Here is a 20,352-nt window from a genome sequence, read left to right on the forward strand (position 1 = left end):
ACGGGTGTCCGCTGGCCGCGCATTTGCGGCTGCAAAGCGGACACCCATTCGCGCATGCCAAACCTGACGCACTCTGTAGCGGTCGGCGTGACACACTGCCCTGCCGCAGACGCTGCCGTTGCGCGTTCAGGCATCACGAGCCGTCGCGGCAAGGCACGCAGCGCGCCGCGACCATTCGCCTGGCACGAACCGTGCGCGCCACGCTTTCGCTGATACGCACGCCCCTTCCCGACGCTTCCTTTCCGCTTCGCCGGCGTACGTGTCGCCCTTCCGACAACGGCCGACCGCAGAGGCGATCCGATGGAAAGCGAAGAGCTACTCGAGGACTGGCGCAAGCTCGCGCTCGATATCGAGCATCAGGTGGAGAACGCCGTCATCGGGCAGCGCGAGACCATCCGTCTGATCAACGTCGCGCTGTTCGCGCGCGGCCACGCGCTGCTGGAGGGCGGCGTCGGCGTCGGCAAGACGACGATCCTGCGCGCGTTCGCGCGAGCGATCGGCGGCGACTTCGAGCGCGTCGAAGGCACGATCGACCTGATGCCGGGCGATCTCGTGTATCACACGTACGTCGACGCCGAAGGCAAGCCGCGCATCGAGCCGGGCCCGCTGATCAAGCACGGCGAACGGCTCGCGACGTTCTTCTTCAACGAGATCAACCGCGCGCGTCCGCAGGTGCAATCGCTGCTGCTGCGCGCGATGGCCGAGCGCTCTGTGTTCGCGTTCGACCGCGAATACCGCTTCCCGCACATGACCGTGTTCGCCGACCGCAACAAGGTCGAGAAGGAAGAAACCTTCGAGCTGGCGGCAGCGGCGCGCGACCGCTTCATGTTCGAGCTGAACATGGCGACGCCCGACGATCAGCCCGCGCGCCGCGCGCTCGTGTTCGATCCCGCCTTTCACGACACGGAAGCGCTGCTCGCGCGCGTCGCGCCCGACGTGCTGCCGTGGCAACGGCTCAATGCGATCGCGGCGGGCATTCAGCGCACGATTCACGCGAGCGAAGCGATCGAACGCTATGCGCTCGACATCTGGCGCGCGACGGAGAACCCGACGCAATTCGATATCGCGCTTGATGACGTCGACATGCAGCGCCTGATCCTCGCCGGCGCGAGTCCGCGCGGCATGAGCGCGCTGTTGCGCGCGGCGCGCGTCGTCGCGTGGCTCGAAGGGCGCACGTATCTGATGCCCGAGGACATTCACCGCGTGCTGCTGCCGACCCTCGGCCATCGCGTGTACTTCACGCCCGTCTATGAACTGCGCCGCCAGGAACTCGCCGATGCGCTGATCGCGCAGATCGTATCGAGGATCGCGGCGCCGTGAACACGCTGACGGAGTTCCAGTACCGCCTGCCGATGCGCGTATCGGGAGCGCGGCCCGGCGGACATCGCGGCTCGAGCGTCGGCATCGGCCAGGAGTTCGCGGCGCACACGCGGCTATTCGACTATCCCGATCCGCGCCGGATCGATGTGCGCGCAAGCGTGCGCACGGTCCAGCGCGAATGGCTCGTGCGCGTTCACCGGCAACGCGTGGCCGTAGCCGTGCATGCCGTCGTCGATGTGTCGGGGTCGATGCGCTTCGGTGCCGCGCATACGAAGCTCGATGTGGCCGCAACGTTCGTCGAGGCGCTCGGACACAGCGCGTTTCGCATCGGCGACCCCGTCGGCATGATCGCCTTCGACGATGCCGAGCGCGAAGATCTCTTCGTGCCCGCGCGGCACGCGCGGGGGATGGGCGCGCTGATGGGCGAGCTGCTGCGCGCGTCTGCGCAAACGGCAGTGCAACCGGCAGCGCCGCAAACGGGCGCGCGCGCGGGCGGCCTGCGCGATGCCGTCACGCGTCTTGCTGGCCGCGCGTGCCTCGTCTTTCTCGTCTCCGATTTTCACTGGCCGCTCGACGCGCTGTCGGGATTGCTCGACACGCTGACTCACGCGTGGGTCGTCCCCATCGTGATCTGGGACCGCGCCGAAATCGAGCCGCCGTCGCAGAACGGCTGGATGTCGCTGGCCGATATCGAATCGGGCGAAGCGCGGACGATGTGGATGCGCGACTCGGTCCGCAACCGCTGGCGCCATGCCGTCGCCGAACGGCAAGCGCAGATCGTCGCTGCGTTCGCGCGTCATGGCATCCGTCCGTTCTTCAATCGCGGCGCGTTCAATCCCGAGGCGCTCAGCCGTTACTTTCTCGAGATGACGGCATGAATCGCGCCGACGTCACGTTGTCGATGCACGCACGGGCGCAACGCGCGCTCTCGCACTTCGTTGCGCTCGCAGCCGCTTTCATGATCGCAAGCGTTACTGCGCAGACGACACACGCAGCGCCCGCAACGCCACAAGGAACGCAGCCTAAACCGGCCACTGTGCAACAACCCCGCGCGTTCGGCCATGTGCTCGGCGATATCCTGACCCAGCAGATTCTTCTCGACGATCACGGACGCGACGCGGCGCTTTCCGCGATGCCATCGACGGGCCGCGTCAACGCGTGGCTCGAACGCCGCCCGCCGACACTCCGAACGGACGCCGATGGCCGCCGCTGGCTCGTGCTCGACTATCAGGTGATGAATTCGCCGCGCGCGCCTACCGTGACCTCGACGCCGCCGCTGCAATTGCGTCTGACGTCGGGAGCAACGCTCGATATCGCGCAGAGTCCGCTGTCGATCGGCCCGCTTGCGCCGTTGGGCGTCGCCGATGCGGGACGCCTCGCGACGCTTCAGCCCGACCGTCTGCTTGCCGCGCCATCCACCGCGCCGCTCGAACGCGCGATGACCATCTGGATCGCGCTGACCGTCGCGGTGCTGATCGCGTGGCTCGGCTGGTGGATCGCGCGCAACCGGCGCGACGCGATGCGGCTTCCGTTCGCGAAGGCATGGGCCCGCTTCGGCCAGCACGACGACGACGCGCTCGAAGCGGACCCGGATGCATGGCGCGGCCTGCATCGCGCGCTCGACGAAGCGGCGGGACGCGTCGTGCACGCCGGCTCGATCCCTGGCCTGACGGACAACGCGCCTCATCTGCGCGAGCTTCGTCCGCAGATCGAGCAGTTCTTCCAGCGATCGTCGGACCGCTTCTTCTGCGATCTGCCCGTCGCGACGCCGTTTTCGCTGCGCGATCTGTACCGCGCGCTCTATCGCGCAGAAAAGCGTCATCACCGATGAGCACACCTCCCGACTTTCTCTATCCGTGGGCGCTCGCGCTGCTGCCGCTCGCCGCGTTGCCGCTGCTGCGCCGGAGCATCGACACGCTGCCGTATTCGTACGTCGCGTGGCTGCCGCGCGATCGCGCGGGCCGCGTCGTCGCGTTCGTCTGGCGAGCGGCCGCGATGCTCGCGCTCGCGGCCGTCATCGTGGGACTCGCGGGTCCCGGCTTCTCCGGCGAACAGAAGCGGATCACGGGAGCGGGCGCCGAAATCCTGATCCTGATGGACGGAAGCGGCAGCATGTACGCGCCGATCGGCACCGGCAGCGCGAACGTCGCCGACGCGCCGACGGCAGGCGAAACGAAGAACCAGATGGCGCGCGATGCGATCAGCGCATTCGTCGCGCAGCGCGTCAACGACCGCTTCGCGTTCATGCTGTTCGGCACGCATCCGATGCTGGCCGTGCCGTTCACGCGCAATCGCACGGTGATCGACGCCGCCATCGATGCGACGGCCATCGGGCGCGGCATGCCCGACACGCTGCTCGATCGCGGCATACAGTTGGCCGTCGAGCTGTTCGACGGCCGCGCGCGCACGAGCAGCCGCGCGATCGTGCTGGTATCGGACGGCGGCGCGCTGCTCGACGACGTCGCGCGCGAGCACATTCGCGCGGGGCTCGCGCGCAATGGCGTCGCGCTGTATTTCATCTATCTGCGCAGCGGCGTGTACAGCCCCGATCTGCATGCGCGGCTCGCCGCGTCGGACCATTCGCCCGAAGCCGAGCTGCATCGTTTCTTCCTGTCGCTGCCGACGCCTTATCGCCTGTATCAGGCGGACAGCCCTCAACAGGTTGCGCGCGCAATGACCGATATCGCGCGCACCGAGAACGCGCCCGTGTCGTTCGTCGAACGATTGCCGCGACAGGACGGCAGCGCATGGTGTTTCGCAACGGCCTTGCTCTGCTGCGTGACCCTGCTGTGCATCTGGTTCGTGCAAAAGCGGAGCCTGTCGTGAAGCGCCTGCCCATACACCTGATGTTCGGCGCGGCGACGCTGTGCTGCGCGGCCGTCGCCGGATACTACGCGGCGCGCGTGTTGCACGTGGCCAGCGCGAATCGCGAGATCGCGACGATCTCCACGCAGCCGCCAAGTCAATGGAGCAAGGCAGCCGCGAATCAGCAGGACCCGGCCGTGCGCCTCGCGCAAGCGGTCGCGCTCGCGCGCGCGGGCCAGCATGCGGAAGCAGGCAAGCTCTATTACGATCTCGGGCGGCTCGCGCCATCGAGCGAGACGGGTCGTATCGCGCTCTACGATCTCGCCAACATGTATCTGCGCGAAGCTGCGGGCGACGACGCGCAAGGGCCCGTGCGCTCGCCGCCGATGCTCGAAAACGCGAAGGCGCGCTATCGCGACGTGCTGCGCCTCGCCCCCGGCGACTGGGACGCGCGCTACAACCTCGAGCGCGCGCTGCGCCTCGCGCCCGAAGCCCAGGACACCGCCGACGACGACAAGGACGTCAAGGAGCAGCACAACATCAACGTGCGCGGCGCAGCGCCGGAGGAACTGCCGTGAAGGCGCTGCGACGCGCATCGCTGCCGCATCTGGGGCGCCGCTGGTGGCAGCTTCCGCTGGCGTCACTGCTGCTCGCCGCCGCCGTGTGGTTGCCGCCCGTGCAGTTCACGCGCCCGATCTTCCGATACGTCGTCACGTTCGATATCACGCAGAGCATGGATGTCGAAGATGTCTCGATGGCCGGCAAGCCGATCAGCCGTCTCGACTTCGCGCGCGCCGCGATGAGCGATGCGTTGCAGCACCTGCCATGCGGATCGGAAATCGGCTGGAGCGTGTTTGCGAATCAGCGCTCGCTGCTGTTGCTCGCGCCCGTCGAGGTCTGCGGCAACTACGATGCGTTGTTGTCGTCGCTCGATCAGATCACGGGAAAGATGCGCTGGGTGAATAGCAGCGTGATCGCGCAAGGCGGCCTTTATTCGGCGATACGCGCGGCTGCGGACCTCGGCCACAACACCGATGTCGTCTTTGTCACCGATGGCCAGGAAGCGCCCCCCGTCGCGCCGAACGAGACCAGCGTGCGCGACATTCCGCAAGGACTCGTGCATGGCTGGCTGATCGGCGTCGGCGGCGATCAGCCAGCGCCGATCCCTAAAACGAATGCCGACGGCGTGCGCACCGGCTTCTGGCGCTCCGACGAAGTGCGCCAGTTGCAGCCGACGCCTGGCGCGCCCACCACGGCCGAAAGCCACGAAGAACTGTCGGAGCTTCGCGAGACGTATCTCGAAGCCGTCGCCGGACATCTCGGCTTCGGCTACAAGCGGCTGGTCGCTGCCGATTCGCTGCGCGCACCGTTGACCGACGCACGGTTCGCGCATCCGACGCCTGTCGCGACCAATGTTCGCTGGTGTCCGGCGCTGCTTGCGCTCGTGCTGCTCGTCTGGCGCTTTCTCCCTGCGAGACAGGTCGTGCGCAGGCACAAGACCGCGAGCGCGGCGGCTGTCCCCGCTCATCGCGCGATCAGCCGCACATGAATCGCCTTCGTTTGTTTTAATGACCGCGCGGTGAACGCGTTCCTCATGAGCCTGGTTCGCGCTTCACAAGTCAGCGCGCTTCTTGACTCACGCGCTTCTTCAAACATAGCCACATCCGCAACCGCAAAGAGATTGCAGGCACATGGACTGCTCGCTGACAGGAACTTTGCGAGGACACCTGGCCATGCATACGAATCGAATCTCTTCGTTGATGTCTCGGCTGCTTTCTTCGGCGGGCGCAGCGTGCGCGATGTTGATGTGTACAGCCGCCGTCGCGCAGATCACGGCGCCAGACGGCGACACGTCTCAGGAAAACCGTGGCGCACCGATGGGCACGAAGTCCGATCCGCCGCCCGCGCACACGCTCGAATCCAGCAGACCGCAAGCCGTCGATGCGCAGAAGGAGCGCGGCGCGACAGCGAAGCCGGATCACAAGGCCGAGGGCGCCGGAGGTTTCGACAACGGCCTGTACGGCACAGGTGCGGGCAGCAACAAATAGCAGCCGCCGTGCCTTCGCCGATGCGAAACAGCGAAGGCACGGCAAGCGCATGCGCTGATCGCAGACGCTATTTGAAACTCGCGTCGTCGTCGCCGGGTGCGGGGCGCTGTTCGTCTTCTTCTTCCTCTTCGGGCGACGGCGTGGGCGCGAGCGGGTCCATGTCGGGCGGCATGCCCGGCGTCGGACGCGGCTGCTCTTCGGGTTCGTCGAGTGGCTGATTGGCCGGGTCCGCGATGGGATCGACCGTCGGATCGGTTTGCATGACGTGTGTCCGTATGTTGATCGGAAGGCGATGTCGGCGCGACGGATGATTCAGCCGCGCGACGCTCCATGCGTATCGCCGGGAACGACGGGCGGCTCGAAGTCGGGATCGGTCGGCTCGCCATGCGCGGCCTTGTCCGCCCGCTTGTCTTTCGTCTTCGTGCGCCGTGTGTTTTCGTCGGCGAGCGGCGCTTCCGGTCCGCCCGGTTCGTCCATCGTGTTCTGCTGCTCGTTGATCGTGTTTGCCATTTCATGCCTCCGTGGCGTGAATCGGCGGCGGCATGCGCGCGCCGAGACCATCGGACGAGCAACGCTTATTCCCGCCCGATCAGCCGCTCAGCCCGCACGCCGCACATGACGGCCGCCGACTGTCAGCGCGATGACGGACAGCGCCGCGGACACGGCCGCGAACACCACATCGGCCCACAGGTGCCCGACGCTGCGCGACAGCAGCGCGATGCCCACGGCAGGCAGCGAGTTGCCCGTGTAGCAGCACAGCAGATACGCCGACAGCAATTCCGCGCGCTGACCGGCGGGCGCCATCCGGTTCGCCTCTTGCAGGCTTCCGCGAAAGCCCAGTGCCGACGCAACGCCGCCGAGCGCCGTCGCGACGACGAGCAGCGCAATCGATCCCGCAACTTGCGCCCACAACAGCAACGCGAGGCTGGGCGGCAGCAGCCACAGGCCGGCGGACATTGCGACCCGCGCGCCGAGCGTGCGTGTCGCGATCACGGTGACGGTGCTCGCGGCGAACAGCTCGGCGACGACCGCACCGCTCAACGCCGTGCTGTGCGTATGCATGCTGTTCTGCATGAGATTGGGCAGCAGCGCCGCATAGAAGCCGAGCAGCGCAAACGTCGCGAAGGCCGTGACGGCAGGCGCGACGAACGCCATGTACAACCCGGCGGGCACGCCGATGCGCGGCTCGAACGACAGGTCCGCGAGCCGTCGCGCAGGATGATCCACCGTCTCGCAGGCTCTCGCCGTCATCGCCGCCGTGCCGGCCAGGACCAGCACGTAGACGACGAACACCGTGCGCAGCGGCCACGGCGCAAATTGCGCGAGCAGGCCCGCGATCAATACGCCCGCAGCGAGACCGGCGAGATTCACAGCTGCGGCGAGGCGGCTCGCGGCGGCCTTGTCGTCGGCGGGATGCAGTTCGGCGATCCATGCTGTCGCCGTCGCCGCGCCGACGCCGATCGCGAGGCCGCTCGCCGCGCGCGCAACGAAGAGCCACGCGGGATGCACGGCGAAAAGAAACAGCAGCGTGCTGACGAACGCAACGGCGACCACGACGAGGCTCACAGGCCGGCGCCCCGCGCGATCGGACACGCGGCCGAACGCGAACAGCGCGCCGAGATTGCCGATCACATAGGCCGCGTAGACGAGCGTGACCATCAGCTCGGAAAGACCGAATGCGCGCTGATACAACGGATAAAGCGGCGTGACGAGCGGACTGCCGGCGTAGAGCACGCCGAGCAGCACGGCGGCCGACATCAGCGATGCCCGGCGGCTCAGCATCGTTCGCGTGCGCGAAGACGGATGCATGCGCGTCTCCATCGAGGTTCGCATCGTGTCGAAGCAGCAAGCGATATTCCGCGCGCGCTGTTTTTTAGCCGATATCTTTGGCCTTTAGTCGAAATGTGGGCATGCCGTTTGCGCCCAGCTCCGTGAGTCAACGCGCGGAAAAGGGAGCACACCATGACCATCACGACGATTCGCACCTCCGACACTCAGGTCGAGGTCGAGCAGACGGCCTACACCTTCGCGAACAAAGAGATGCCGACGCATTTCAGCAGTGCCTCGTCAACGGCACCGTGGAGTCGTGCCATCACGATCATCCGCCCGTTTCGATGCGGTCCGTGCGCGCCGACGAACGCGCCGACGATCCGAACCGCGACAGCACGATCTCGCCTTCACTCGGTGGCGATACGGCGATGTGATCTTGACGCGTGAGCGTCGGGGCAACCTTTGCGCGGCCCGTGCAGCGGACGGCTTTCGATAAACGTACTTGCGGGCGACCCGGCATCCTACCGATGCCCATGCTTCTTAACGAAGTCCATCAACGCGGCGAAGGCCGGCGGCACGGAAGGGTCAGCGGCGCTGAGCCGCAGCATGTCGTCGCTGTGGACATCGATTCGATAAGTCCGTCCATCGGGGACCGGCTTCGCAGTTCGAGGCGGGATGGCAGCGGCCTCGGCGCGTGCCTCGGCCACGAGCCGCTCGAACATGGCGCGCTCATCGGGCGGCAAGTCGTTTTCGTCGAGCAAGACCGGCCGCATGAGTCCGGGGAAGGCGCCGAATCCGCCATCTGTCGTGAGTTCCGCTTGCATGGGGCGTTCCTTTGGCGAGTCATCGGAGGCGCATCCGGCCGCGACAGTGACCAGACACGCCCCGCAAACGAGTCCAACAAGAAAGCGGACACGTATGACCATCACAATACACCGACCTCTTTCCAGGCTTTCGTGACAGCAGCCGATTCCGCGCTATTCGCACCGTACAGCCTGTTCGCATTCGAGACAGTGAGTTGCGCGAAGCCCTTGAACGTCGACGATGGCTTGATATGAGAGTCGTTCAGCGTCTCATACCAGATGCGCCCGGCCTTCACCCATGCCTGGCCGCCGATTTCAACGGCAGCGAGGTAGAACGCCCGGTTCGGGATGCCCGAGTTGATATGCACGCCCCCGCTATCTTGCGTCGTGTGAACATACTTGCTCATGTGATCCGGCTGGGGATCCTTGCCGAGCGTGGGATCGTCGTAAGCGGTACCCGGCTCTTTCATCGAGCGCAGCGCAACGCCATTCACGCCCTTGGCAAGCAGTCCTTCGCCGATGAGCCAGTCGGCCTGATCGGCAGTCTGCTTCTTCACGTATTGCTTGATCAGCGATCCGAACACATCCGAAACAGATTCATTGAGCGCGCCGGCCTGCCCCAGATAGTTCAGCCCCGCTGTATGCTCCGTCACGCCGTGCGTCAGCTCATGGCCGATTACGTCGACCGCGATGGTGAAGCGATTGAAGAGCGTGCCGTCGCCGTCGCCGAATACCATCTGCTGCGAATTCCAGAACGCGTTGTCATAGTCTTGTCCGTAGTGGACAGTCCCGAGCAGCGGCAGGCCCGCATCGTCGATTGAATTGCGGTGGAACACCTCGAGATAGAACTCGAAGGTCGCGCCGAGTCCGTCATACGCCTCGTCGACGCACACATCGCCGGAAGCCCCTGCTCCTTCGGCACGAACGATCGCGCCCGGCAGCGTCTCACTCTGATTCGCCGTGTAGATGCTTCGATGCGCGGAAGGCGCGGCAGCGGCCGGCATCGGCATGGCGCGTCTCTGCGTGAACGATGCCGCCTGCACAGAGCGAAACTGCCGCATCGTGTGGTCGGTCGACAAGGTGTCGATGGCTCGCGCGCGCTGTTTCTCATCGCCTTTCTTCGCAATGTGCTCCAGCATGTGAGGCGGAAGAATGCAGTAAATAGAGTGAGAGCGTCCAACAACAAGACTCTTGCACATGATGTACTCCTCGTTATAACCAATTGCATTCATGAACACTGGCGCAACAGGAATCCATCATATTTTTTTCATTCGTCGAATTCGCTTGAATAGTTGACGATTCTTTTAACGACAGATGAACGTCGATGTGGACACACTCGTATTCTTCCTCTCGCGCCCAATAAGAATAGACATGTCCAGCCGACACCATTCGTCAATATTCCAGCTTAATCCGCTAAACTTTCGCGTCACTCGATTAGCACATTGTTGACTACATAGCGATCCTAATCGTTCACGTGAAAATTGCGCATCCTCGCGCCGCATCGAAAAGACAACCCCTCTCAACCAATACGAACGTGGCCGGTTATATTTCAAGAAAATGGTTTTGTTCGCGGACGCGATATGGTGAACGCCACTGTTTCTCGTGAGCGTCGGATACCGTCGCCCGAAGTGCTGTCACAACGGCAAATGTTAGATAACACTTCGAAGGCCGCTCATTCCTTGCGTTCGTCGCACGCGGCGGGCATCGGCCGGCGAGCTATTACGAAAGGCATATTGCCGAGAAACGATGAATCCCGTTAGCATGATTTTCAACTACTCACTCAATGTACTCTCAGACAAAGCAAAGTTTTCGAGCACGCCGACTGTACTGCTCGACAACCTGCCGCATTCTTTCGGCCTTAATTTATCTATTTCGCTTTCCCGCCCGGACTATAAAAACTCCCGACATCAAATCACTTTTCCAGCTTGCAAGAAGGAGAACAATCATGGAGTTGTTCCTCGATCCGAACGGCAACGATATCAAGTTGACGTGGCGCACTGGCCAGGCTGGGTCGCGAGATAAACCTTTGCTCCTGTCCAAGGCCCTTCTCCAGCAGCGCGGGAAGGAAATTCGCGACGATCTCACCAGACTGAGCAAGTATGTCGGGACATTCGGGCTGGACCCCGGCAGAGACCCCGGCTGGGAGCGTTACATAGAAATTGTTTCAGCCTTAAGAACCCACGGACAAGCGCTCCATAAGGCGCTATTACCCTTCAATGATCCTCGCGCACGCAGGCTTGCGGACGAACTCGCCGCAGCATCGCCACGACATGCCGATCTCACGATTCATTGCTCGGACGAGCAGGTGACGCTGCCATTCGGCTTCGTTTTCTGCGACCGGCAACCTCGACCGCTAGCCCGAATATCTCGCCCGAGTCGCGCGGATTTCTCAGGCTTCTGGGTCAACCGGCACCGGATTTCCATGCTGATCGCGGGCACGTTGTGCGATTCGCTCGACATCGATCCGAACTCGTTCAGGTCGCTCTACGCGATGGACCAAACGGAATTCGAGGATATCTACGACCTGATCGGCACGGACAGCCACAGGCTAGGTCTGCTTCTAAAGAATATCGAATTCAAGAAGGCGTATTACAGCTGGCGCGAGGCCGGGGAAGCCTGTCGGCAGATCGCGGATTCGAATCGTGTCGTCTTCGTGTTCGGACATTCGAATGGTGACTACCTCAAGCTTTCGGGCAGCGAACAAATCGATTCGGGCAGTTTCGCTGAGATCCTGCAACGGGATCAACGTGAAACCCAGACCACGTTACTTATTTTGAATTGCTGCTGTTCGGTCGCCGGGGAAGAGCATTGCTCTCTTCTGGGATCGGTGGCCGCGCCCGGATTTTGCGGACTCGTGGGGACCGAGGCGGAGATGGTCAACACGCATGCGATTCGCTGCGGTACGCGTTTGATGTGGGGCCTCTGTGCACGCGGCCTGTCGCTCGGCAAGGCGTTTGACCGTATGCAGCGCGATGAGGATCTGTTTCCTCTCAATCTCCTCTACACATGCTATGCGGATCGTCGCTTCCGCTTGACGCGACCGTTCGAGGGCCTGCAACTCGCCGCCTGATCGCGGCTTCGATCTGGAGGACTGTCATGTGGCCTCAGTGTCCCTATCCTGGTTTGAGGTTCTACCGTGAGAGCGACGCCCTCCTCTTCTGCGAGAGAGAGACTGACAAGCGCCAATGCGAGCGCGCGTTGTTCCGGTTCAACGCCAAACTGCTGATCTTGCAAGGCGTGAGCGGAGCCGGCAAATCCTCCTTTCTGCGCGCAGGCCTTATTCCGTTTCTGAGAACGCATGCTACGGAACCTTGCGTATTTCTGTCGACTCATGACGGCGCAATTCGATGTACCGCGGACCCGCTTCCGGAAATCGCCAAAGCCATGATCGACGCGTTCGAACGCGAAGCCCTGCCGGCCGGCGAACCGACGCATGACAACGACGCCGATGTCTGCACCTTGGTCGACACCCGTACCCGCAATGAAATCCGCGGCCTGCTACGCGACGCGCTGACAGTGCCCCGCCGGCAGCTGGCAGTCAGACTGGTCGACGCATTGCGCGCTACATGCGCCGAGCTTTCGGGAAAACTCGTGCTCGTGCTGGACCAGGCCGAAGAGGTCTTGACGCACGTGCTGGACGATCCATCCCGGCGCGAAGCGGCTTCGGCGTTCTTCTTCTTTCTCGAAGAGCTTTATCTGCAGAACGTCGACATCCGTGCAATCGTCTCGATCCGCACCGAGTACTACGGACGCTTCCGGGACGAACTGCGCATCAGCGACGACCGGATGGCCGCTCGCCCCAAGCACGGCGGCGTCGAACCCTACATGCTGAGGTCGATTCGCGACAGAGATGCGTTGTACCGCGCAATGAATGCGCCGACCGAGGCGACCACGAGTGCAGAACCCGCATCAGACGAGCCACGGCGCGTGTACGACTTTTCCTTCGAGCCGGACGCGCTACAAAAAATCATCGACAACGTGCTGGATTCGTATCGGGCAGGATCGGTGACGCCGGCGCTACAGATCATTTGCGCAGCGCTGTACGGCGAAGTGTCGAATCAAGGGCACGTCATCACGTACAGAGCCTTCGAATCACACGGCCGTGCCGACGGAATGATGCGAGCCTATGTGGACGAGGGCGTTCACTACGCGGCGAGGCAGACTCGATCTCAACCTGACCAGTGGCGCGCGCTTCTGCACTCGCTCGTCAGCCGCCAGGGCGGAGGCGCGCTCGTGTCGCTGTCCGAGCCTGTCGAGGAACTTGAGCGGCGGGCGTCGAACGAGGGCATCGGGCGAAAGATACGCGAGACGTTGCTCGAACTCAGTCGCGGTCCCCGCCCGCTATTGCGCGGAGAACCGCCCGAGAATCCGCAGTCGTACAGTTTGCAGCATGACGTGCTGGCGACGGTTCTAGTGCGTTGGAAAACCGAGATCGATACGCGGCGGGCGGAACAACGAAGCATACGCCGCGTTTTCTTCGCCCTTGCTTCGGTTCTGGCTGTTGTTATCGCGGCGGCCACCTTGTTCGCCTTGCAGACTGCGGGACGCAGTGCGGAACTGCTCGCTGCCAAGCAGTCCCTGATCGACGGGCGTAACCGGCTGGCCGTGTATGCGCCGAAGGCTAACTTTCGGCAAAGCCTGGTCCTGCTGCTCGCCAATCTCAAGGCAACGGACAATCCCGACAATCTCTACGAGCGCGTGTGGGCCCGGGGCAAGCACGCGCCGCAGCGAACCGTACTCGCGTTGCGCAATGCGCTGATACGCACACCCGTCATGTCGAGTCAGGCCCGCAGCGCCGGAATCGATCCTCTCCACGGCCAGGTGGCCGTGCTCTCCGAGGACATGCAGACCGTCACGATCTACGCGCTGCCCAAGGACTCGACGTATCAGCATATGGAGCCGGTCCTGACCCGGAAGCTGCCGCCGCCGTCGGCGTCGAAACAGAACGTCCTGACCTCGGCCATCGGATTCATCGACGGCCTCGGGCCCGTCGCCATCGTATCGGGCACGGCCTACTACTGGCAGCCGGACGGCACGCTGGTCACGCGGGACCTGATGAGAAAGATGCTGCCTGAGGTGATCCGGGGCGCCGTCTTTCCGCGCTTCGAATTCCTTGCAGGCAACCTGCTCGTCAGCGCGGGCAACTTCTCGGTAAGCGATGCCTACGAGCTCAACACGGTGTACGTCGACGCGGATGCGCTCGCAAACGAAAAGCCGCTGGGCGTCACCCGCCTCATCAGCGGCCTGACTCGCACATCCGGGCCCGTGTTCTCACTCGCGTCGAACTCACCCGCGAGCTATGCGTACCTCTATGACGGCGGCGAGCGGCCAAGCTCGGACTCCGATGACCTCGTGTCACGCAAATACCAGCGGCTGGTTTATGGCTCCGGCGCGGTGCCACGTGCAGGATTGGATCTGAACGTCAGTCGCGTGAGCGGCGAGTCGGCGATGAAAACCCTGAGCATCAGTCGCTTCACGGCAATTAGCAATCCCGGCCAGCGCCAGCCCGTGGGTCTCGCGTTCGTTTCGAATCAGGACTCGCTCGTGTTCAAGGTCGGCGATCCATCGAAGCTGTATTACGTCGACGTACCCGCGATGCTGGAGAGCCGTCTCACGAGTTACCGCATACCTGGCATCGGCTTTCATCCGCCGACAAATCTGTTCGCGTCCAAACCACCCGACGACGACGAACTGCGCCCCGTCAGCGGCGGGTCTTCCTGGACAGGCCCTCCACTCGCCGCCGTTCGAGTGGGCCATGAACTGCGTGCGGCATGGACAGCCCCTCGTGGTATCTGGCTGGGGGAAACAACGCCCTCTCATCCTAATGACATGTTTGCGTTGCGCGGCATCGCCGGCCCGCTGTTGAGCGGATCACCCGGTGGAATGCGACTGCTTTTCTCGAACGACGGCAACATGTTGCTGCTGCTTCAACAGCGGGATTTTCGTTCGCCCTTGTCCGTCAGGCTTTGGGACCTTCGCAGCGAACGCATCCATTGGCTCGACTCCGCGCAAACCGCACAACTCAAAACAATCGCGTGCGACCTGCTGGCGAATGCTTCGACGGACGAGTCCTTCTCCGAGCCGGAAGCACTGCTGTACAAGGTCGATGACAAGACATCCCTGTGTCAATCCCAATAGGCCCCCACCATGCCCGACTTCTTCGAACAAGTGCAGCACATCTGGTCGAACATCAAAGGTCACAGTGCGCCGCTGCCCGCGCTCGCCGTCGTTCCGCCCGAGCGATGCTGGCCGGAGGGGTCCGCAGGCGCGCGAATCCGGCGAGACGAGGCTTATTTCACGCTACGCGTCAACGAAATGTATCTCGACCTCAATCGCCAGTGGTACGCGGTCTACGACCCGCTCGTTCTGGTCGTAACGGAATTCAACCATGGCAGGCAACGCGTGACGGTCCCATATGTCGTCGGCCCCAACCTGATTCGCAAGCAGAATGGCGAACAAAGCCCGAAGCACGGCACAGTGGTACTGGATACGCGCGTCGCCGGACCTTTCCCGTACCGGGGCGGTGACGTCGACATATCCATCGGCTTTTATCAGGTCCAGCACGCCAATTACGCGAAGACCCTGCTCAGCATGATCGAGCGCGTGTCCGATCTCGTCGGAGGCGCATTTCAGATCGGTGTGGTGGCGAAAACAGGCGCCGCTTTACTCGAAGGCGTAGACGAGTTGCTGAACATCCAGGGCACGGTCATGCTGACGGGGCTGCGGCTCTCGCTCGCGACGTCGGCGATGGACCCGTTGACCACAGGCTTTTGCGCAATGGTTGCGCCTCCCGTGCCGCAAGAAACCAACGCGCTCATCGTTCGCGATCGCCGGCTATGGATTCGCGATGCCGGCGCATCCGGCGAGATCCCTTATCGGGCTTCCGATTACGTCCTCCTTAGCATCACCGGATCGGCCTCGCGCGACGACGAAAGTCTCGGCCCTTTCCTCGACATGAAGAACGATGCACTCAACGCGCTGTGGGACGGCGCGGACGGCCCCGAGCGCGCGAAGGCCAATCTCATCACCGCCTATCAGCAGATGCGCAAAAGCCCGGACATCACGGCTTCCGAAGCCAGCGTCCTGTTCGATACATGGCTTGCCGAACTCGACAGAGAGCTTGCGCGCCTGAACCAGGTCAAGACGCTACCCATCGACGGACAGGATGCAGCGTCGGACGGGACGCGTAACTGGGGCACGTCGGCGGAAATGGCTCAGGATCTGAGCAGTGCGCTGCGCAAGGTGGACAAGAGACTCAACGCACGTGTCTGACCGTCGCCTGCATGAGGCCCCCCAGAGACCCGGCCAAAACGGAGGAGTCGATGACTTTTGTTCCTGGATAAAACCCTAACCCCCGACGAATCCACCGAACGCAACCCAACACACGCCCTACATCCCTTTCAGCGAGACTACCAATATCCCAAATCGGCACGCACGCGTTGCCGGTTTCGGCGCTGGCCTGATTTTTCGTCGATCTAAAGTCGCCTCACACATCGTGAATCATCACTGGAGGCGACATGAGAACAAGGCGACGAACCGCGTGCATCGCGGCGACGCTGTCATTCGCGGCTGCATGCATCGGCAGCGCGCACGCAATCGAAAAGCCCGAAGAGCTGACCGTGCAGAAGCTGCCGCCGTGGCATCCGCACGAGGTATACGTCGTCGACATTTCGATGCCGTCGATGACGGATGCGCGCGTCTATCTATACGACGCCGACGCGAAGAAGCTGCTCGGCCAGATCGACGCCGGCTTTGCGCCGGGCTTTGCGATTTCGCCCGATCACAAGACGAGCTTCGTATCGACGACGTACTTCGCGCGCGGCTCGCACGGCGATCGCACCGACGTCGTCGAGCTGACCGACAACGCGACGCTCGATCACGCAGGCGAAATCGTGATTCCGCCGAAGCACGGCCAGCACATTCCGACGCCGTACAACACCACGTTCAGCGCGGACGGCAAGCGCCTTTACGTATCGAACATCACGCCCGCCGCTTCCGTGACGGTGATCGACGTGGCATCGAAGAAGGTGCTGTCGGAGATCGACATGGCGGCATGCGTGCTCGCGTTTCCGTCGGGCAATGACCGCTTCACGGGGCTGTGCGAAAGTGGCAAGGCGCTGACCATCACGCTCGATGCGAACGGCAAGGAAGCGAAGCGCACGATGTCCGATGCGTTCATCGACGTCGACAAGGACCCGGCCTTTATCAACGCGTCGCCGTATCAGGGCGGCTATCTGTTCACGACTTTTCACGGCATGGTGCGCTCAGCCGATTTCCACGGCGACAAGCCCGTATTCGGCAAGCCGTGGCCGCTGCTGACGGACGCCGAGCGCGCCGAAGGCTGGCGTCCGGGCGGCATGCAGCAGACGGCCGTGCAGGCGAAGCTGCATCGCTATTACGTCGCGATGCACAAGGGCGAAGAAGGCTCGCACAAGGACCCCGCCACCGAAATCTGGGTGTACGACCTGCAGACGAAGAAGCGCATCGCGCGCTGGGATCTGTCGCAGCAGAAGATCGAACCGCTCGCATCGATCCAGGTCAGCGACGACGACAAGCCGCTCTTCTACGGCATCACGGGCACGTCGGATCTCGTCGTGATGGATGCGCGCACGGGCAAGTTGCGCAACGTCGAAAAGCAGATCGGCAATACGTCGACGCTGCTCGTCAATCCGTGAGGCCGCGATGATGACCGATCCTGTACTCGCGACGCTCGCGCAAGCCAGCACGGCGATCGTCGTGCTGCTCGGCGCCGTCGCCAAATGGCGGCGCCCTGCCGCGTTCCGTCAGGCGCTCGCCGGTTATCGGCTATTGCCCGATGCGTTGACGGCGCCCGCAGCGTTCGTCATCGCGGCGACGGAAACGGTCGGCGCGGCGGCGCTGCTGTTCCCCGATACGCGCATGCTCGGCGCCATCGCGCTCACCGCGCTGCTGCTCGCGTTCGCTGCGGGTCTCGCGTTCAACATCGCGCGCGGCCACACCGATATCGACTGCGGCTGCTCGGGCTTTGCCGCAACGCAAGCCGTAACGCAAGCCGCAATGCAAGCGAACGCGCCGCGCGGCATCGGCTGGTTTCATGTCGCGCGCGCATTGCTGCTCGCGGCGCTCGCCGCCACCGCGCTCATCGAGCCCGCCGCGCGTTCGGTCGTCTGGTTCGACTACCTGACGCTTTTCTTCGCCGTGCTGCTGCTCGTCTGCGCACTGCTCACTTTCGATGTGCTGCTCGCCAACGTGCCGCGCCTCTCTCACTTGAGGAATTCATGATGCAAACCGCTCTTACCGTTTCCACCGCGCTGTTGTGGATTGCCGTTCTCGCGCTCGGCGCGATCTGTCTCGCTCTCGTTCGCCAGGTCGGCATTCTGTACGAACGCATCATGCCCGCCGGCGCGCTGATGATCGACAAAGGGCCCGCCGTCGGCGCGATTGCACCGACGTTCGAACTCGCCGACATTCGCGGCTCGCAAGTGAAAGTGGGCGGCATCGATGCGCAGGGCAAGGCCACGCTGCTCTTCTTCCTGTCGCCGACGTGCCCCGTCTGCAAAAAGCTGCTGCCTCTGCTGCCTTCGCTGCAAGCCAGTGAATCGACGCCCGTCAATATCGTGCTCGCGAGCGACGGCGATCTCGCCGAACACACACGCTTCGCGCAGAAGCACAACCTCGAACGCTTCCCGTATGTGCTGTCGCAAGAACTTGGCATGGCCTATCAGATCGGCAAGCTGCCGTATGCCGTCCTGCTCGATGAAAGCGGCAAGGTGCGCGCGAAGGGTCTCGTCAACACACGCGAGCATCTGGAAAGCCTGTTCGAAGCGAAGGAACGCGGCGTCGCGTCGCTGCAGGAGTTCGTGCACGGCGACCATCGCCACGAGCAGCACGCACAGCACGTGTGACGCGCCGAACCTTCTTTCAACCTGAGCGGAGAACAACGTATGGGCGTTTTTGATTCATGGTTCGAGAAGTCGGCGCGCGGCGTCGCGCAGCGCAGTTCGCGGCGCAGCGCGATGGCGAAGCTCGGCAAGGTGCTGATCGGCTCGGCGATGCTGCCGCTTCTGCCCGTCGATCGCACCGCGTATGCGGCCGATGCGGCGTCGGGTGCATCCGGTGCATCGGGTGCTGCGGCATCCGGCGCGAGCGACGACCCGATGAGCTGCGACTACTGGAAGTACTGCGCTATCGACGGCTGGCTGTGCAGTTGCTGCGGCGGCACGTCGAGCAGTTGCCCGCCGGGCACGACGCCTTCGCCGATCACGTGGATCGGCACCTGCCGCAATCCGCACGACGGCTCCGACTACATCGTTTCGTACAACGACTGCTGCGGCAAGACGTCGTGCGGCAAGTGCTTCTGCAATCGCAACGAACGCGAGAAGCCGCTGTACAAGCTGTCGCTCGACAACGACATCAACTGGTGCATGGCGAACGGCAATTCGAACTACCACTGTTCGGTTTCGGTCCTGCTGGGAGCGGCCAAGCAATGAACGCACATCACGCTGGAAATCACGCTGGAAAAATCGCGGCTGCGTGCATCGCGGCGGCTGCATCGTTTGCGACGGCGGGGATCGCGCATGCGCAACAGGCCGCGCACTTCCCCGCTGGCAAGAACATGTTCGACGCGCAATGCGCCGTTTGCCATCAGGCGGGCGGCAAGGGTCAGGACGGACTCGCGCCGCCGCTCACCGAATATCCGGGCAGGTACTCGACGACGGCGCAAGGGCGCGCGCAACTGACGTCGACCGTCGTGCACGGCATGTTCGGCGAGATCGAGGTGCGCGACAAGAGCTACAACTTCAAGATGCCGAGCTTCGCGAGCGCAAGCGACGAAGACCTGGCTCAGGTGCTCAACTACGTCGTGTTCGATCTGAATGCGCAGCACGGCGACGCAAAGCCGTACACGGCCGCCGACATCAAGGCGGCTCGCGCGCAGACGATGGACAGCGCGGCCGTTCACGCTCAACGCGCCGTCGTCACAAAGGGACTCGGCCTATGAACGCCGCCCGCGTGCCTCATGCCGGCCGGCGCGTGCTCATGCAACCGCGCATGCAACTGCACATGCATGAGCGCATGCATCCGCTCATGCAACGGCATACGCAAAAGCGCGCGCGGGTTGCTTCGGCGGCTGCGCTGTGGACGAGCGCTGCGCGCCGCGTGTCGATGCTGCTGCTTGCATGCGCCGCGACGCTCGCGCCGCCGTCGTCTGCGAATGCGCAGAGCAAAGCCGATGCGGCGCTCGCGCAACAGCATTGGGTGCTCAACTGCATGGGCTGCCACACGGCGACGGGCGGCGGCATCCCTGGCAAGGTGCCGCCGCTCGCGAATTCGCTCGGCTACTTCGAGCATCTGCCTCGCGGCCGCGAATACGTGATGCGCGTGCCGGGCGCGTCGAACTCGGCGCTCTCCGACCAGGAACTCGCCGACGTGCTGAACTGGCTGCTCACGACGATGAACCGCGATGCGCTGCCGAAAGACTTCAAGCCCTACACAGCCGATGAAATCACGGCGCACCGCCGCCCTGCCTTCTCCGATGTCGCAACCGTGCGCGCGCAGTTGATTCGCGATCTGCACGAGCGCGGCATCACGGGCGTTGCGGACCGCTACTGAACATTTTCAATCAAGGA

Annotated in this window: 21 protein-coding genes and 1 pseudogene; 17 read left to right on the forward strand and 5 right to left on the reverse strand. The window is 63.6% G+C overall.

Going from position 1 to position 20,352, the window contains the following annotated elements:
• The first annotated feature begins 300 nt into the window (after nt 1-300).
• From VSR68_RS15865 to VSR68_RS15895, 7 genes are all read left to right on the forward strand, one after another.
• Entirely contained in the window at nt 301-1,320 is a 1,020-nt protein-coding gene (locus VSR68_RS15865; RefSeq protein WP_342940753.1) for a MoxR family ATPase, read from the forward strand.
• Nucleotides 1,317-2,198 (forward strand): DUF58 domain-containing protein, encoded by an 882-nt coding sequence (locus VSR68_RS15870; protein ID WP_342940754.1) that lies wholly within the window; start codon nt 1,317-1,319, stop codon nt 2,196-2,198. Before VSR68_RS15865 ends, VSR68_RS15870 begins: the two co-directional genes overlap by 4 nt.
• Nucleotides 2,195-3,151: a hypothetical protein gene (locus VSR68_RS15875; protein ID WP_342940755.1), complete on the forward strand. Its 957-nt coding sequence runs from the start codon at nt 2,195-2,197 to the stop codon at nt 3,149-3,151. The genes VSR68_RS15870 and VSR68_RS15875 overlap by 4 nt, the downstream gene beginning before the upstream one ends.
• Complete coding sequence (locus VSR68_RS15880) at nt 3,148-4,146, forward strand: vWA domain-containing protein (RefSeq protein WP_342940756.1); 999 nt, start codon at nt 3,148-3,150, stop codon at nt 4,144-4,146. The genes VSR68_RS15875 and VSR68_RS15880 overlap by 4 nt, the downstream gene beginning before the upstream one ends.
• Nucleotides 4,143-4,703 carry an MxaK protein gene (locus VSR68_RS15885; protein ID WP_342940757.1) on the forward strand — a complete coding sequence of 187 codons (561 nt, stop codon included), beginning with the start codon at nt 4,143-4,145 and terminating at the stop codon, nt 4,701-4,703. The genes VSR68_RS15880 and VSR68_RS15885 overlap by 4 nt, the downstream gene beginning before the upstream one ends.
• A gap of 5 nt (nt 4,704-4,708) precedes the next feature.
• Entirely contained in the window at nt 4,709-5,674 is a 966-nt protein-coding gene (locus tag VSR68_RS15890) for a vWA domain-containing protein (protein ID WP_342940835.1), read from the forward strand.
• A 184-nt stretch (nt 5,675-5,858) separates the two neighbouring features.
• Nucleotides 5,859-6,173: a hypothetical protein gene (locus VSR68_RS15895; protein WP_342940758.1), complete on the forward strand. Its 315-nt coding sequence runs from the start codon at nt 5,859-5,861 to the stop codon at nt 6,171-6,173.
• A gap of 67 nt (nt 6,174-6,240) precedes the next feature.
• Here the strand turns inward: VSR68_RS15895 and VSR68_RS15900 are convergent, their stop codons facing one another.
• The 3 genes from VSR68_RS15900 to VSR68_RS15910 form a co-directional block, all read right to left on the reverse strand.
• Nucleotides 6,241-6,435, reverse strand: a complete 195-nt coding sequence (locus VSR68_RS15900; protein WP_342940759.1) for a hypothetical protein — start codon at nt 6,433-6,435, stop codon at nt 6,241-6,243.
• A 50-nt stretch (nt 6,436-6,485) separates the two neighbouring features.
• Entirely contained in the window at nt 6,486-6,683 is a 198-nt protein-coding gene (locus VSR68_RS15905; protein WP_342940760.1) for a hypothetical protein, read from the reverse strand.
• Nucleotides 6,684-6,770: 87 nt separating this feature from the next.
• Complete coding sequence (locus VSR68_RS15910) at nt 6,771-7,982, reverse strand: MFS transporter (RefSeq protein WP_342940761.1); 1,212 nt, start codon at nt 7,980-7,982, stop codon at nt 6,771-6,773.
• Between the two features lie 153 nt (nt 7,983-8,135).
• On the opposite strand from VSR68_RS15910, the pseudogene VSR68_RS15915 reads away from it, so the two are divergent.
• Nucleotides 8,136-8,377: pseudogene (locus VSR68_RS15915) on the forward strand (hypothetical protein).
• An 87-nt stretch (nt 8,378-8,464) separates the two neighbouring features.
• On the opposite strand, the gene VSR68_RS15920 reads toward VSR68_RS15915, so the two are convergent.
• The gene (locus VSR68_RS15920) at nt 8,465-8,767 is read right to left on the reverse strand and encodes a protealysin inhibitor emfourin (protein WP_342940762.1); all 303 of its coding nucleotides are present in this window, start codon (nt 8,765-8,767) and stop codon (nt 8,465-8,467) included.
• 101 nt (nt 8,768-8,868) lie between these two features.
• Nucleotides 8,869-9,945 carry a M4 family metallopeptidase gene (locus VSR68_RS15925; RefSeq protein WP_342940763.1) on the reverse strand — a complete coding sequence of 359 codons (1,077 nt, stop codon included), beginning with the start codon at nt 9,943-9,945 and terminating at the stop codon, nt 8,869-8,871.
• A 746-nt stretch (nt 9,946-10,691) separates the two neighbouring features.
• On the opposite strand from VSR68_RS15925, the gene VSR68_RS15930 reads away from it, so the two are divergent.
• From VSR68_RS15930 to VSR68_RS15970, 9 genes are all read left to right on the forward strand, one after another.
• A complete protein-coding gene (locus VSR68_RS15930) occupies nt 10,692-11,816 on the forward strand; it encodes a hypothetical protein (protein ID WP_342940764.1) in 1,125 nt (374 codons plus the stop codon).
• A 26-nt stretch (nt 11,817-11,842) separates the two neighbouring features.
• Nucleotides 11,843-14,884 carry a hypothetical protein gene (locus VSR68_RS15935; protein ID WP_342940765.1) on the forward strand — a complete coding sequence of 1,014 codons (3,042 nt, stop codon included), beginning with the start codon at nt 11,843-11,845 and terminating at the stop codon, nt 14,882-14,884.
• A gap of 9 nt (nt 14,885-14,893) precedes the next feature.
• Nucleotides 14,894-16,018 carry a hypothetical protein gene (locus VSR68_RS15940; RefSeq protein WP_342940766.1) on the forward strand — a complete coding sequence of 375 codons (1,125 nt, stop codon included), beginning with the start codon at nt 14,894-14,896 and terminating at the stop codon, nt 16,016-16,018.
• Between the two features lie 245 nt (nt 16,019-16,263).
• Entirely contained in the window at nt 16,264-17,421 is a 1,158-nt protein-coding gene (locus VSR68_RS15945; RefSeq protein WP_342940767.1) for an amine dehydrogenase large subunit, read from the forward strand.
• Between the two features lie 7 nt (nt 17,422-17,428).
• Nucleotides 17,429-18,007 (forward strand): MauE/DoxX family redox-associated membrane protein, encoded by a 579-nt coding sequence (locus tag VSR68_RS15950; RefSeq protein ID WP_342940768.1) that lies wholly within the window; start codon nt 17,429-17,431, stop codon nt 18,005-18,007.
• A complete protein-coding gene (mauD, locus tag VSR68_RS15955; RefSeq protein WP_342940769.1) occupies nt 18,004-18,630 on the forward strand; it encodes a methylamine dehydrogenase accessory protein MauD in 627 nt (208 codons plus the stop codon). The genes VSR68_RS15950 and mauD overlap by 4 nt, the downstream gene beginning before the upstream one ends.
• Nucleotides 18,631-18,669: 39 nt before the next feature.
• Nucleotides 18,670-19,215, forward strand: coding sequence for a methylamine dehydrogenase light chain (locus VSR68_RS15960; RefSeq protein ID WP_342940770.1), 546 nt, complete (start codon nt 18,670-18,672; stop codon nt 19,213-19,215).
• Nucleotides 19,212-19,724: a cytochrome c gene (locus tag VSR68_RS15965; protein ID WP_342940771.1), complete on the forward strand. Its 513-nt coding sequence runs from the start codon at nt 19,212-19,214 to the stop codon at nt 19,722-19,724. The genes VSR68_RS15960 and VSR68_RS15965 overlap by 4 nt, the downstream gene beginning before the upstream one ends.
• A gap of 164 nt (nt 19,725-19,888) precedes the next feature.
• Nucleotides 19,889-20,335: a c-type cytochrome gene (locus tag VSR68_RS15970; protein WP_428983517.1), complete on the forward strand. Its 447-nt coding sequence runs from the start codon at nt 19,889-19,891 to the stop codon at nt 20,333-20,335.
• Nucleotides 20,336-20,352: the final 17 nt, after the last annotated feature.

Origin of the sequence: Paraburkholderia phymatum (assembly GCF_038900715.1) — a bacterium.
Taxonomy (GTDB): Bacteria; Pseudomonadota; Gammaproteobacteria; order Burkholderiales; family Burkholderiaceae; genus Paraburkholderia; species Paraburkholderia phymatum_A.